General features: G+C 70.8%; 12 protein-coding genes. 7 read left to right on the forward strand and 5 right to left on the reverse strand.

The genetic code is table 11. From position 1 onward, the window contains the following. The first annotated feature begins 1 nt into the window (after position 1). Positions 2-5,050 carry a DNA repair ATPase gene (locus BDW27_RS26720; protein ID WP_110052464.1) on the forward strand — a complete coding sequence of 1,683 codons (5,049 nt, stop codon included), beginning with the start codon at positions 2-4 and terminating at the stop codon, positions 5,048-5,050. 53 nt (positions 5,051-5,103) lie between these two features. On the opposite strand, the gene BDW27_RS26725 is transcribed toward BDW27_RS26720, so the two are convergent. From BDW27_RS26725 to BDW27_RS26745, 5 genes are all read right to left on the reverse strand, one after another. Then, a complete protein-coding gene (locus tag BDW27_RS26725) occupies positions 5,104-5,406 on the reverse strand; it encodes a helix-turn-helix domain-containing protein (protein ID WP_110052466.1) in 303 nt (100 codons plus the stop codon). Next, positions 5,403-5,759 carry a type II toxin-antitoxin system RelE/ParE family toxin gene (locus tag BDW27_RS26730; protein ID WP_370446554.1) on the reverse strand — a complete coding sequence of 119 codons (357 nt, stop codon included), beginning with the start codon at positions 5,757-5,759 and terminating at the stop codon, positions 5,403-5,405. The genes BDW27_RS26725 and BDW27_RS26730 overlap by 4 nt, the downstream gene beginning before the upstream one ends. A gap of 64 nt (positions 5,760-5,823) precedes the next feature. Further along, complete coding sequence (locus BDW27_RS26735; protein ID WP_110052468.1) at positions 5,824-7,830, reverse strand: acyltransferase family protein; 2,007 nt, start codon at positions 7,828-7,830, stop codon at positions 5,824-5,826. A gap of 66 nt (positions 7,831-7,896) precedes the next feature. Next, a complete protein-coding gene (locus BDW27_RS26740) occupies positions 7,897-8,499 on the reverse strand; it encodes a suppressor of fused domain protein (RefSeq protein ID WP_017544310.1) in 603 nt (200 codons plus the stop codon). Between the two features lie 91 nt (positions 8,500-8,590). After that, entirely contained in the window at positions 8,591-9,223 is a 633-nt protein-coding gene (locus BDW27_RS26745) for an FMN-dependent NADH-azoreductase (RefSeq protein ID WP_110052470.1), read from the reverse strand. Positions 9,224-9,343: 120 nt separating this feature from the next. On the opposite strand from BDW27_RS26745, the gene BDW27_RS26750 reads away from it, so the two are divergent. From BDW27_RS26750 to BDW27_RS26775, 6 genes are all read left to right on the forward strand, one after another. Continuing rightward, entirely contained in the window at positions 9,344-9,955 is a 612-nt protein-coding gene (locus BDW27_RS26750) for a TetR/AcrR family transcriptional regulator (RefSeq protein ID WP_233515954.1), read from the forward strand. Positions 9,956-10,166: 211 nt separating this feature from the next. Next, positions 10,167-10,847, forward strand: coding sequence for a DedA family protein (locus BDW27_RS26755; protein WP_233515955.1), 681 nt, complete (start codon positions 10,167-10,169; stop codon positions 10,845-10,847). Positions 10,848-11,013: 166 nt separating this feature from the next. Continuing rightward, on the forward strand, positions 11,014-11,847 hold the full coding sequence (locus BDW27_RS26760) for an aldo/keto reductase (protein WP_110052474.1): 834 nt from the start codon (positions 11,014-11,016) through the stop codon (positions 11,845-11,847). A gap of 388 nt (positions 11,848-12,235) precedes the next feature. Next, positions 12,236-13,279, forward strand: coding sequence for a hypothetical protein (locus BDW27_RS26765; protein WP_017544315.1), 1,044 nt, complete (start codon positions 12,236-12,238; stop codon positions 13,277-13,279). A gap of 209 nt (positions 13,280-13,488) precedes the next feature. Further along, positions 13,489-13,671 carry a thiazolylpeptide-type bacteriocin gene (locus BDW27_RS26770; RefSeq protein WP_017590578.1) on the forward strand — a complete coding sequence of 61 codons (183 nt, stop codon included), beginning with the start codon at positions 13,489-13,491 and terminating at the stop codon, positions 13,669-13,671. A 127-nt stretch (positions 13,672-13,798) separates the two neighbouring features. Beyond that, positions 13,799-13,981 carry a thiazolylpeptide-type bacteriocin gene (locus BDW27_RS26775; RefSeq protein WP_049566824.1) on the forward strand — a complete coding sequence of 61 codons (183 nt, stop codon included), beginning with the start codon at positions 13,799-13,801 and terminating at the stop codon, positions 13,979-13,981. The last annotated feature ends 79 nt before the right edge of the window (positions 13,982-14,060 follow it).

Raw genomic sequence — 14,060 nt, forward strand, 5'->3', positions numbered from 1 at the left:
CGTGACCGAGGCCCACTCCCAGGAAAACCAGCCCCGGGAGACCGACGGCCCCGGGCCGGAAGCCGAGGACGCGCGGTCGCTGGACGCGGGCACCTACGAGGTGCTCCGCGCCCGGCTCCGCGAACAGACCGGTGAGCTGGCCCGGCGGACCGAGGAACTCAACAACCGCCGCCTCGAGGTGTTCGGCGGCACCGAGCTCTCCCTGCGCGGTACCGAGCGCATCCGCACCGAACACAACTGCGTGCCACGCGACATCGTCAGCGTGGGGCGCTCCGTCGGGGACGACGCCGACGGGGACATGATCCTCTTCGGCTACAACGTCTACATCGGCATGCAGAGCCAGACGCACGTCTCCGACGTGTTCTCCCTGCACCGGTACGAGCACGGCGGTGACTCCTTCGAGTTCACCGACACGGCCGAGGACGCCGTCCCCGGCCTCCTCGCCGACGAGCGGTTCCGCCAGGAGTTCGCCCAGCTCTACCGCTACTACCGCGACGCCCGGCTGCTCCAGCTGCGCCGGGTCGAGGAACGGCTGCTCGCCGTCTTCCAGACCGGCCCGCGCACCGAGGACGTACGGGTGCTGCGGTGGTCGGTCTCGCCCACCGGTGAGATCGCCTACCTCGACGACCGGGGGGAACGCGACCACGTGTTCCCGCCCTCGCACGACTTCTCGTGGACGGAGGCCACCCGCGAGGACCACGTGCAGGGTCGGCACCCGCACATCTCCATCCGCGACGAGCTGTTCGTGGAGACGGTCGGCGGCGACCTCACCATCAAGGTGGAGGACAACACCGAGGTCGGCGAGGGGATCTACAGCGAGCCCGTCGACGAGCCGTTGCAGAGCCTGGCCGACGCTTCGGTGTTCCACGCGCAGGTCGGCGCGCTCGTCCTGCTCAAGATCAGGCCGTACAACGAGACCGCGTGGCGGTACCTGGTCTTCAACACGCGCACCAAGGGCGTCGAACGCCTCGACGGTATCGGCCAGTCCTGCCAGCGCCTGCCCGACGACCAGGGGCTCATCTTCCCCGGCGGGTACTACCTGTCCACCGGCGTCGCGCGGACCTTCGACACCGACGTCACCGACCTGGAGTTCGAACGGGTGGTGCGCTCGCCCAACGGCGAGGACGTGCTGTACGTCTTCCACTCGCGGGCGGACGGCCGCAGCCTGCTGCTGTCGTACAACACCATCCGCAAGGAGGTCGCCAACCCGATCGTCTGCCACGGCTACTCGCTGTTCGACGACGGGACCATGACGGTCTTCCGCGACACCTCGGGCGAGCCCACCCGGGTGCACCCCATGCAGGTGTGGCAGACCCCGTACGTGTCCGACGTGTACGCGGCGGCGCAACCGGTGGGCACCGGGCCGCTGGAGCGGATCGGCAACGCCGAACTGGTCCAGGGCGTGTCCGAGTGCCTCTCGGTGGCGCGGATCTCCGAGGACATGCGGCCCTCCACCGAGGTGTTCGAGGCACTCATCGCCTCGTGCCGCAGGGTCCTGGACCGGTTCCACTGGCTGGGCGAGGACGAGCTGGGCGACCTCGCCGCCCCGCTCACGGAGGTGCGCTCCACGGCCGAGCGGGTGCTGGACGAGTTCGAGACCGTCCAGGAGCTCACCCGTCAGGCCGCGAAGAGCCTCTCCGAGACGGAGGAGAAGGTCACGGCGCTCATCCGCCGGTCGCGGGGCGAGACCCCGCGCTCGGCGGAGGGGTGGGTGACCCGGCTGACCGAGCTGCGCCGCGCCCAGGGGCAGGCCGCCACGCTGCGCGAGATGCGCTACGCGGACACCGCCCGGATCGACGCGGTGGAGGAGGGCCTCGGCGAGGAGATCGCCTCCGCCGGGCGCCGCACCGTCGCCTTCCTCGAACAGGACGACGCCTTCGACGGCTACCACTCCGAGGTGGAGCGGCTGGTCGAGGACGCCGAGGCGTTGGAGGCGGTCAGCGCCGCCACCGCCGTGGGCGAGCGGATCGCCGAACAGACCGAGGGCCTCCAGGTCGTCACCGAGGTGATCGGGTCCCTGGACATCGGCGACGCCCAGGTGCGCACGCGCATCCTGGAGCGGATCAGCGAGGTGATGGCCGGGGTCAACCGGGCCCGCGCCACGCTGGAGTCGCGGCGCGGGGAACTGCTCGCCCTGGAGGGCAGGGCCGAGTTCGCCGCCGAGTTCGCCCTGCTGGGACAGGCCATCACCGGGGCGATCGCCGCGGCGGACACCCCGGAGCGCTGCGACGAGCAGCTGGGCCGGATCATGCTCCAGCTGGAGAACCTGGAGTCGCGCTTCGCGGAGTTCGACGACTTCCTCCAGGAGCTGTCGGACAAGCGCGAGGACGTCTACGAGGCGTTCTCCACCCGCAAGCAGTCGTTGGTCGACGCGCGCTCGCGAAGGGCCGACCGGCTGGCATCTTCCGCCGCCCGGGTCCTGGAGGGCGTGCACCGGCGGGTCGCGGCCCTGACCACGCTGGAGGACATCAACACCTACTTCGCCTCGGACGCGATGGTGACGCGGCTGCGCCGCACCGCCGAGGAGATGCGCGAACTCGGCGACACGGTGCGCGCCGAGGAGCTGGAGGGCCAGATCCTGGCCGCCCGCCAGGAGGCCGGTCGGGCGCTCCAGGACCGCACCGACCTCTACGAGGGCGGCGCCGGAGGGGAGACCATCCGGCTGGGCAGGCACCGCTTCGCGGTCAACACCCAGCCCATCGACCTCACCCTCACCCCGCATGACGGGCAGATGTCGGTGGCGGTCACCGGTACCGACTTCCGTTCGCCCGTGAGGGACGAGGCGTTCCAGGAGACCCGGCACCTGTGGGACCGGCTGCTGGTCTCCGAGAGCCCCGAGGTGTACCGGGCGGAGTACCTGGCCACGTCGATCCTGAGCGCGGCGGAGGAGGGGGCCGAGGGGTTCAGCCTGGAGGCCCTCAACGAGGCTGTGCTCCACCCCGACAACGGGGACTCCCTGGAGTCCCTGGTGCGGACGGCGGCGGAGTCCCGGTACGACGAGGGCTACGAGCGGGGCGTGCACGACCACGACGCCACCCGCGTCCTCGCCGCTCTGCTGCGGCTGCGCGCCGGGGCCGGACTTCTGCGCTACCCCGGACAGGTCCGGGCCGCGGCCCAGCTGTTCTGGGCGTACGGAGTGGGCAAGGAGCGGCGGGGTGCCTGGAAGACGCGGGCGACCTCACTCGCACGGGCCCGGAGCGTGTTCGGGGCGCGCCGGTCCGCGGCGATCGCCGCGCTGCGCACGGAGCTGGCTGAGGGTGTGGACGCCTTCCTCACCGACACCGGTCTGTACCAGGACGCCGACCTGGAGCTGGTGGGCGACTACCTCTTCGAGGAGCTGGCCCTGGACGGGGCCGCAGAGCGCGGGTTCGTGTCCGGTGCGGGCGCCCGGCAGCTGCTGGACCGGTTCCACCGGGCCCTGGGCAGCACCCGGGAGACCACCCGCAAGGCCTTCGAGGAGGACCTGCGGGGGCTGGGCGAGGACCTGGCCGCCCGTCACCAGCTGGTGACGGCGTGGCTGGAGGCGTACGCGACCACGTTGGAGGAGCCGCCCGCCCCGGGCGACCTGCCCGAGGCGGCCGCGATCGGCCTGTCCGAGAACGCCTTGGAGCGGTACGAGTCATCGGCGGCGGTCAGCGAACGGGTCACCGGTCTCCTGGGGTCGCATCCGAGGATCAGCGAGCGTTCCCTGGAGGTGCGGCTGGACGAGATCCTGCCGCGCACCCGACGGTTCCGCACGGTGGAGGTGCCCGCCTACCGGGACTTCCAGCGCCGCCGGAACGCGCTAGTGGCGACCGAACGCGAGCGCCTGCGGCTGGAGGAGTACAAGCCGAAGGTGATGAGCGGCTTCGTGCGCAACCGTCTGCTCGACGAGTCGTACCTGCCGCTGATCGGCGACAACCTCGCCAAGCAGCTGGGCGCGGCCGGGGACGACAAGCGCACGGACCAGAGCGGCCTGCTGCTGCTCATCTCCCCTCCCGGGTACGGCAAGACCACGCTGATGGAGTACGTGGCGAGCCGTCTCGGTCTGGTGTTCGTCAAGGTCAACGGCCCCGCCCTGGGGCACGCGGTCACCTCGCTGGACCCGGCCGAGGCACCGGACGCCACCTCCCGCCAGGAGATCGAGAAGATCTCCCTGGCCCTGGAGATGGGCAGCAACACGATGCTGTACCTGGACGACATCCAGCACACCAACCCGGAGCTCCTCCAGAAGTTCATCTCGCTCTGTGACGGCCAGCGCCGCATGGAGGGAGTGTGGGAGGGGCGGACGCGCACCTACGACCTGCGCGGCAAGCGGTTCGCCGTCTGCATGGCGGGCAACCCGTACACCGAGCAGGGCAAGCGGTTCCGCATCCCGGACATGCTCGCCAACCGCGCCGACGTGTACAACCTGGGCGACGTGCTCTCGGGCAAGGAGGAGCTGTTCGCGCTCAGCTACATCGAGAACGCGCTCACCTCCAACCAGACCCTGGCGCCGCTGTCCACCCGGGACCGCGAGGACGTGTACACGTTCGTGCGGATGGCCCAGGGCGACGACTCGGTGGGCACGGACCGGCTGAAGCACCCGTACTCGGCGGCCGAGGTGGACCGGATCGTCTCCGTCCTCCGGAAGATGCTCAGGGTGCAGGAGGTGGTGCTGGCCAACAACCAGGCCTACATCGCCTCCGCGGCGCAGTCGGAGGACGCCCGTACCGAACCGCCGTTCCAGCTCCAGGGTTCGTACCGGAACATGAACCGGCTGTCGGAGAAGATCGTGCCGGTCATGAACGAGGCCGAGGTGGAGGCCGTCATCGACGACCACTACCTGGGCGAGGCGCAGACCCTCACCTCCGGCGCGGAGGCCAACCTGCTCAAGCTCGCCGAACTGCGCGGTGTGATGACCGCCGAGCAGGAGGCGCGCTGGCGCGAGGTCAAGGAGGGCTTCCGCCGAGGCCGTGCGCTGGGCGGGTCCGACGATGACCCGATGACCAGGGCCATCGGCGCGATGGGCCTGCTGGCCGACCGCGTGGGTGAGATCGGCACGGCCCTCGAACGGGGCTCCGAGAGGTAGTCACCCGAGCGGAGGGGCCGCCGTCCCGAGAGGGTCGGCGGCCCTTTTCGTGCTCAGACGATGGGGAAGCGTTCGTCCCCGATCACCATCTCGACCCGCAGGTTCCCCCCCAGGGCCTCCACGTACCTCCTCAGGGTGTCGACCTGCGTGTGGCCGATCTCCCCGCGTTCGATGCTGGAGACTCGGTTCTGACTGACGTTCAGCTGCTGGGAGAGCTGCACCTGCGTCAGGTCGGCCGCCTCCCTGAGTTCGCGCAGCCGGTAGGACCGAACCTCGTCCAACAACCGCTGCTTGTGCCGCTCCACCGCTTCCCGGTCGACAGGACGCTTGGCCAGCATGTCTCGAAGGTTCGTCATCGGTGTCCTCTCCCTAGTCCGGCGGCGTGTTCGTCGAAACGCTGGTCGGCGAGTGGAATGCTGACCCGGTACCACTTCTGCCAGTTCCCCGACTTGTCCCCGCCCACCAGCATGATCGCCCTACGCACGGGATCGAAGGCGAACAGGACCCGCAGCTCGGATCTCCCCCTGGATCCTGGGCGCAGCTCCTTCATGTTGGCGTGCCGTGACCCCCTGACCGTGTCCACCAGGGGTCGGCCGATACCGGGCCCGTGTGTGGCCAGTACTTCGAGCGCCGCGATCACTTGTTCGTACGAGCCCTGGTCCAGGGCTTCCAACCAGGGTTGGACGAGTTCCAGTTCAATGTCCCACACCAGCTTAGGTATACAACGCACGGGTTGTAAAGGAAGGTCGTTCGGGTGTTTTCCTCAGCCCAGATCAGCCTGTGCGGAGCAGAAGGCGACGTTCGAGTTCGGGGGCCAGGGTGCGCATGTAGGTGGCGGTGATGTGGCTGGCGTCCCAGTAGACGAGGACGTTGCCGACCACCGGGCGGCACAGGTCGGGTTCACAGAGCAGGTCGGTGAGGTCCAGAGCCGTCACGTTGGCGGGAAGCTCGGCACCTTCGAGAGGTGAGGCCTCGGCAAGGGAATGGCCGGGCGGCGCCGAGCACCCCTCGGGATCGGACTCGGAGAGGCAGTCGGGGGCGGCGAAGGGCAGGCGCGGGGTGTCGCGGACCGCGACGACCTCGATGCCCAAGGCCTCCAGCTCCCGCCACCGGTCCACGTAGCCGTCCACCAGGACCTCCTCCCCGAAACCCGCGCTGGTGTCCAGGCTCGTCGTGGTGCCGGTGGTGAACACCGCGTCGGGGCGCAGGGACCGGAGTTCGTCCAGGACGTTGCCGTTCCACTCGGCGCACTCGGTGTAGGGCTCCCCCTTGTGGAGCTGGGGCGCGTCGGTGAACAGGCAGGCGCCCTTGGTGATGTTGACCAGCCGCCAGTCCCGGCGCTGCGCGATCTGCTCCAGCGCGGGGAACCAGTGGGCGGCGTGCGAGCCGCCGACCAGGGCGACCGTGCGGTCCGGGTCCGAGGCCCCGTAGTCGCAGGTGATCGCCTCGGTTCCGGAGGTGGACTGGTTGCAGCCGTCGTCGTAGGTGACCGGAAGGTCCCGTGCGGCGGAGGCCGGGGGCGGGTGGACCGGGTCGGGGTACGCGCCGGGGTCGTCGTGGGGCAGCGCCACCGCGCCGGGGTAGCGGGCCGGATCCGCGAGCACCTCCTCCAGGCGGCGCTGTTCGGCGTCCATCCGGACCGTCCACGCGCCCGTGGCCAGGAGGACCGGGACCAGGAAGGCGGCGGCGACCACCGGAGGCCTCAGCCGGGTGCCAGCGCGGCCGAACGCGACAATCCGGTCGGCCAGCGGGGTCGTCACCGCCGCCAGGCCGATCGAGAGCGCGAGGACCGCAATGCCCCCGAGTGGACTGGCCAGGTCCCGTCCGGTCACCGCGAGGTGGAACACCAGGATCGGCCAGTGCCACAGGTACAGGGCGTAGGAGATCGATCCCAGGTAGAGCACGGGGCGGAGGGTGAGCCACCGGTCGGCGCCCCAGGGGGAGCCGGTGGCCCCGGCCACGATGACGGCCGCCGCCGCGAGGGTCGGCCACAGCGCCGCGTAGCCGGGGAAGACCGTGGACACCTGGAGGAGAACGCCGCACAGGGCGAGCGCGGCCAGGCCGAGCCAGCCGAGGAGGACCCGCAGCGCCCGGGGCGGACGCAGGTACGGCAGGAGGAGGGCGAGCAGGCCGCCCAGCGCGAACTCCCACAGGCGCGCCCCGGTGTCGAAGTAGGCCCACGGCTGGTCCACGCGGGTGGCGAGGACGGAGTAGGCGAGGGACAGGGCGAAGACCGTGCTGAGGACGGCGAGGAGCACCCGCTGCGCGGGTCGGCCGAGGCGGGCGGCCCACCAGAAGGCCAGGCCGACCACCACCGGCCACACCAGGTAGAACTGGCCTTGGACGGAGAGCGACCAGAAGTGCTGGAAGACGCTCGTGGCGTCGTCACGCGCCAGGTAGTCGACGGAGCCGAACGCCAGGTGCCAGTTCAGGTGGTGGAACGCGGCGGCCAGGGACTCCGCGACGGTGTCCCGCCAGCGGGCCTCGGGGAGCAGCAGCCGGGCGCCCAGTAGGGACACCGCGATCACCAGGGCCGCCGTGGGCACCAGCCGCACGGCGAGCCTCCCGAGGAAGGCGCCGTAGTGGAACCCGCCGCGTTCGGCCGCGCGCACCAGGGAGCCGGTGACGAGGAACCCGGTGAGCAGCAGGAAGACGTCCACGCCGCCGGAGACCCGGCCGAACCACACGTGGTAGACCGCCACGAGCAGGACGGCGACGGCTCGCAGACCGTCGATCTCCTGACGGTGGCTCGAGGGTGGTGGGAGGGGGTTCGTGTTCACGGGGACCCCATGATCACTCCCCCTCGTGACCACCCGGCATACGTGAGGTGACCGCCACTGATCCTGTCAGAGGCGGATGGTCTCGCGATCGGGGTCGGTGATCATCTTCGGGTCGCGGTCACGGAGCAGCGCCATGATCGGGGCGACCGTGTCGGCCTCCTGGGCGTACTCGCCCTCCTCGGTCTTGAGCCCCACGACCTGGAAGAACAGCACCAGGCCGTTGTCGGTGTCCAGGATGCGCATGTCGGCGTCGGGCACGATCGCCAGCGAGGTCATGTCCCCGTTGGCGCTCTCGCCGCCGAGCGGGGACCGGGTGACGATCCAGTGACCCACGTCCAGCTGGGCACCGGCCACGTACTGGTCGGCCAGCGCGTGCAGCACGCGCAGGATCCACGCGGGCACGGCCTCGTCGCCGTCCGCGCGCGGGATGCGGCACGTGAACTCGAATCCGGCGCCGGAGACCCGCTTCTCCTCGCTGGTCTTCTCCCCCAGCTCGGTGAGGCCGAAGGTGACCAGCAGCCAGTGCCCCTCCATGGGGTAGGCGAGGACGCCGTCAATCCCCTGCTCGGACTCGCGGGCGGGGAACTGGATGGTCAGCGGGTGCACGTCCGGGTAGTGCTGCGCCCACCCCTCGTAGATCTGGGTGAGTCCGGGCAGCAGTTCCAGCATCGTGCGCTCTCCAGGGTCGTGAACGGTGCACCCCAGAGGATATGCGCCGAGGCGGGGGCGGCGGCGTGGTGGCGCCGCCCCCTCCTCGGGTTCAGACCCCGGCGAGCACCCGACCGGTGTCGCGCGCGGCGTCCAGGGCCCGGGTGCGCTCCTGCTCGGCGAGGTCCCTCAGGCCCTCCATCCCCGGGGTGGTGGCGGCCAGGGTGAGCTCGCACTTGATCAGGGTGAGGTCGGCCTGCCAGAGGTCGCCGACGACACGCTCCAGATAGGGCGTGGAGTGGTCCCAGCCCTCGCGGGGAGTGCCGGGACCGTAACCGCCGCCCGCGGTGGTGACCAGCGCGGTGGGGACCCCCTTCAGCAGCGGGTTGGTGGGCCCGGCACCGGCGATGACCAGGTCGACCCAGGTCTTGAAGTGCTGGGAGACACCGTAGTTGTACATCGGTACGGCCAGGATCACGGCGTCGGCGCTCTCCAGTTCTCCGGCCAGCCGGGCGGCCAGGGCCAGCGCCTCGTTCTGGGCCGGGGTGCGCTCGGCCTCGGGGGTAGCGGAGCCCACGGTGGCGTGCACCCAGGCGTCGGCGGGCAGCGGGTCGGTCCCCAGGTGGCGGCGGTTCACTCCGCCGTCCGGGTGCGCCGCGGTCCACTCCGCCTCGGCGCGGTCCGCGATCTCGGCGCTGGAGGACACGGACGGGAAGATGCTGCCGTCGAGTCGGAACAGGTTCATGATTCCTACTTCTCCCATTGGTTCGGTGTACCGCTGGCCGGATGCGTGCCCGGCGTCGCGGCGTGATGACAGCATAAACGGACTATCCCCCGCTTAGTATTCCCGGGGTAGATTGAGTCCGTGGATGTGCCAGTGGTCCCCTTCGGAAAACCGCGCCCCGAGCGGGCGGACGCGGCCCGCAACCGCGAGCACCTGCTGCGGACGGTCCGCGCGATGATCGTCGAGCTGGGCCCGGAGAGCGTGACCATGGACGGCCTGGCCGAGCGCGCCGGGCTGGGCAAGGGGACCGTCTTCCGACGCTTCGGTACGCGTGCGGGGATCTTCCAGGCCGTGCTCCATGACGACGAGCTCCGGTTCCAGGAGCGGGTGCTGCACGGCCCGCCGCCGCTGGGGCCCGGCGCCGAACCGAAGGAGCGCCTGATCGCCTACGGCCTGGCCCGCTTCGACATGCTCAGGGGCAACCACGCCATCTTCCGTGCCGCACTGGGCCATTCCCCGCTTGCACCGGCCTCCGTGAGCATGACCCCTCCCCACGTCCGGATGCTGCTCCGCCAGGCCAGCCCGCCCCTCCCCCATCCGGACAGCCTCGCCCTCCAGCTCGCCGCCGCTCTGGAGGGCCCGCTGCTGTTGTACCTGGGCTCGGACGAGCTCACCGGACCGCAGGGGGAGGCCGGCTGCGACCACCTGGCCGAAAGCTGGCGGACCCTCGTCGAGCGCGTCTTCGACGGCTGAGGCCAGCCCGGCGGTCGCGTGAGCCCCGGCGCGCCCCGGATCTTCGCGCGAGCGGCGGCCGGGATCGGGGACCGGCGGTCAACCACAGCCCCGGCGGCCCCCTCTTGCCACGATTCGTCCGGAGAACGGGACCCGTCTTTACGCGGAGCGTCGCCCCCCGACCCTAACGTTCTGTTCCACCCTTCAAAGGGACCGTGAACAGGAGCAACGAGTGAACGCCAATCTCACCGTCGCGGCGGCCGAACCCGCGGACGGATTCGTCGGGTGGGTCGTCGGACTCATGGAGGTCCTCGGCGGGCCGGGGGTCGGTCTGGCCATCGCCCTGGAGAACCTCTTCCCGCCCATCCCGAGCGAGGCGATCCTGCCGACAGCCGGTTTCGCCGCCTCCCGGGGCGAGTTGGGACTGGCGGAGGTCCTGGTCTGGGCCACCGTCGGCTCCGTGGTGGGTGCGCTCGCCCTGTACGGCCTCGGCGCCTGGTTGGGGCGGGAGCGTTTCCGGGCGTTGGCGAGCCGCGTCCCGCTGGTCAAGATGGCCGACATCGACCGCACCGAGGCGTGGTTCGAACGGCACGGACCCAAGGCGGTCCTCCTCGGTCGGCTCATTCCGGTGTTCCGCAGTTTCATCTCGATCCCGGCCGGGATCGAGCGCATGTCCCTGCCGCTCTTCCTCGGCCTGACCACCTTGGGCAGCGCCGTGTGGAACACCCTGTTCGTCCTGGTCGGGTACCACCTGGGCGAGCAGTGGCACATCGTCGAGGGTTATGTCGGCGTCGTTTCCCGGGTCGTCCTGGCGGCGGTGGCGGCGGCGGTCGTCTGGTTCGTGGTGCGACGGGTGCTGGAGCGTCGTCGCGAGCGGCGGACCGCACCCGACCGCGGGCCCCGACACGGGTGAGGTCGCGGACCGGTGTGTCCGGCGGGCGCACCCCTGGAGGCGCGGACCGGCCCGCCGCCCCGAGCGGATCGGCCACCGGGCCCCGCTTCCCCAGTTTCGGGTGGACTGAAGTGGTGAGGGTTGGAGGTGAGGGGATCGAGAGGTCGACAGGAAACGGGGAACGGCCATGAGACACCTTCTACTGCCCTCCCGCGAGGAGCTGCCGGTACTCGGCCAGGGCACCTGGGGCATGGGAGAGGACCCCGACGCGCACCAGGCGGAGGTCCGTGCGCTGCGGCACGGGCTCGACCTGGGCCTCGGACTGATCGACACCGCCGAGATGTACGGATCGGGCGAGGCGGAGAAGGTGGTCGGGGAGGCCATCCACGGCCGCAGGGACGAGGTGTTCCTCGTCAGCAAGGTGCTGCCGAGCCACTCCGACCGCCGGGGTGTGATCGAGGCGTGCGAGCGCAGCCTGCGTCGACTGGGGACCGACCGCATCGACCTGTACCTGCTGCACTGGCGCGGAGGGGTACCGCTGGCCGAGACGCTGGAGGCCCTCATCGAGCTGCGTGACTCGGGGAGGATCGGGAACTTCGGAGTCAGCAACTTCGACACCGACGACATGCGCGAGCTGTGGGGCGAGGCGGGCGGCGACGACTGCGCCGCGAACCAGGTCCTCTACAACCTGTCCCGACGCGGCCCGGAGCACGACCTCCTTCCGTGGTGCCGGGACCACGAGGTGCCCGTCATGGCCTACTCCCCCATCGAACAGGGACGTCTGCTGGGCGACCCCGTCCTGGAGCGGGTCGCCCAGGGGCACGGGGTCTCGGCCGCGCAGGTGGCCATCGCCTGGGTCCTGGCGGGCGGGGGCCTGTGCGCCATCCCGAAGGCGGGCACCGTCGGGCACGTGGAGGAGAACCACGCCGCCCTTGATCTGCGCCTGACCGAGGAGGATCTGGGAGCCCTGGACGAGCGCTTCCCCGGACCGGGCGGGCCCAGCCCACTCGACGTGCTCTGACCAGGGCGAGCGGCCCCGGACGGCGAAGACCGGGAGGGGCCGGAGCCAGGCGGGCGAACGGCCGCTGTTGGAGCCGGACGGGCGGAGGCCGGGAACGGAGCCGAACGGGCCGGGAACGGAGCCGAACGGGCCGGGAACGGAGCCCGACGGGCCGGAGACGGCCCCGGGGATGGGTGCCGAAGCTGACCGGGCGGGGCAGGTAGCGGAACGGACCCGGGAGGCCACCCTGTCCCCGAGGTGAGAGTCCGAGGTACTGCGCCAGGGGACCTTGTCCCGACCCGGAGCGGGATGTAACTTTCCTCCGAGTCAGACATCCGTGTTGGAGACAACCGACAGTGCCCCGGTCGGCGACAGCCCCTCCCCTCTAACCCGCTCCTGAGGTGGACACGTGAAGACCCCCCGATCGCCGCGCTCGCGGCGTGCCCTGACCACCCTCACCGCCCTGGCCGCGGCCGTCCTGCTCTGCACCCCGCAGACGGCCCTGGCCAGCCCGGCGCCCGACGACTCCGTCGAGTTCGTCCCCACTCCGGCCGACACCCCCGCCGAACGCACCGAGGCGGACCGGGAGGCGCTGGAGGAGAAACTGGCCAACACCGCCGTCCCGCCCGGACCACTGAGTTTCGGCGCCGAACCCCTCGCGGCCGCCCGAAACGCCGCCGAGGGCGCGGCGGCCGGCGCCTCCTGCGCGATCACGGCGGAGTCCGCCACAGCCCTGGCGCTGGCCCCCGTCTGGCCCGAGGTCTCGGCCGGCTCCGCCCTGCCTCCCTCGCCGATGACCCTGTCGAGGTACGACAACCAGTCCGGCCTGTACGACCCCGCCGGACGGGACGGCCTGTTCTTCAACCCGGGTGTCGGCCTGTGGCAGATGGACTCCGCGGGACTCGGCACCAACAACACGGCGGGCGAGGCGATCGACTCCGTCTGGGTCTCCGACTTCGTCGTGCCCTACATCGTGGACAAGTACTGCTCCGCCATCAACGGGGGCTCCGCGGCGCCCGCCGCCCGGGCCACCGCGTGGGCGGACTGGAACGCCTGCTCCGACGGGGACTGTGACACCGTGTACTGGCGGGCGATGAACGACGGGATCGGGTCGGACCCGTCCGTGGGCCGCCACGGCGGCGCACAGCCGCGCACCTGTGAGTTCGAGGGCACCTCGTACGACTGCCTGTTCGTGGACGTCTCCGACGTCCAGGGCGCCGACTGGTGGACCCGACCCGAGAGCGGCCGCTCCCCGGTGCCGTCACCGTTCTACGTGCTCAGGGCCGGTTCGGGCGACGGCGTCCGCGAGGTGCGCGTGTGGCTCGCGGCGGACTCCGGGCACGGGGTGGACGTGACCGTCACCCGACCCTTCGGTGGCAACGCGCGGGACGCGCTCTCCTGGACCGACGGTCTCGGCCTGTGCGACACGACCGCCGGGCGCGGCTCCTGCTGATCACGGAAAGTACCGAATGAATTCGGGCCCTGGTCCCTTCTGGGACCAGGGCCTGTTTCCTTTCCGGTGTTCCCTCTGTGAAACACAGAAGAACCAGAGGTCACACCAGGGAAAAGGTTCAATACAACCTCTATCTACCGGCCGAATCGCATGTTACTTTCTTTCCCGCCCGGGGGACCCGCTAGGAAGATTCAAACGAAGAGGCCACAATGCCCCATTCGACGGCACCCGAGATCGACCTGCCCGAGCTGAACTTCGACGACATGGAGGTGATGAGCGTCCGCGAGGCGGTCGCCGTCCCGGAGACCGGCGCCACCAGCGGCTCCAGCTCCTGCACCTCCACCTCGTGCTGCGGCTCCAGCAGCTGCTGCTCCGGCGGCTCCTGCGGCTGACTGGTACTCCGGTCAGCCCCGCCACCGGAATGCACGCCCGCGTGCCTGATCAAAGCGTGGAATTCGGCAAGGGCAAGCTCCAACGTTTCACGCCAACATCCCCCTACCACCCAGAAGAAGGTGTCCGATGGCGTTGCAGGAAACCCCCACGATCGACCTGCCCGACCTCAACTTCGACGACATGGAGGTGATGAGCGTCCGCGAGGCGGTCGCCGTCCCGGAGACCGGCGCCACCAGCGGCTCCAGCTCCTGCACCTCCACCTCGTGCTGCGGCTCCAGCAGCTGCTGCTCCTCGGGTTCGTGCGGCTGACCCCCTGAACCGGGGCGGCCCTCTCGCCGGGGTCGCCCCCCTGCCCCCGAATCCCCCCAGTAGAAGCACGACGAGGGCC

The organism is Nocardiopsis sp. L17-MgMaSL7 (assembly GCF_003182025.1).
GTDB lineage: Bacteria > Actinomycetota > Actinomycetes > Streptosporangiales > Streptosporangiaceae > Nocardiopsis > Nocardiopsis prasina.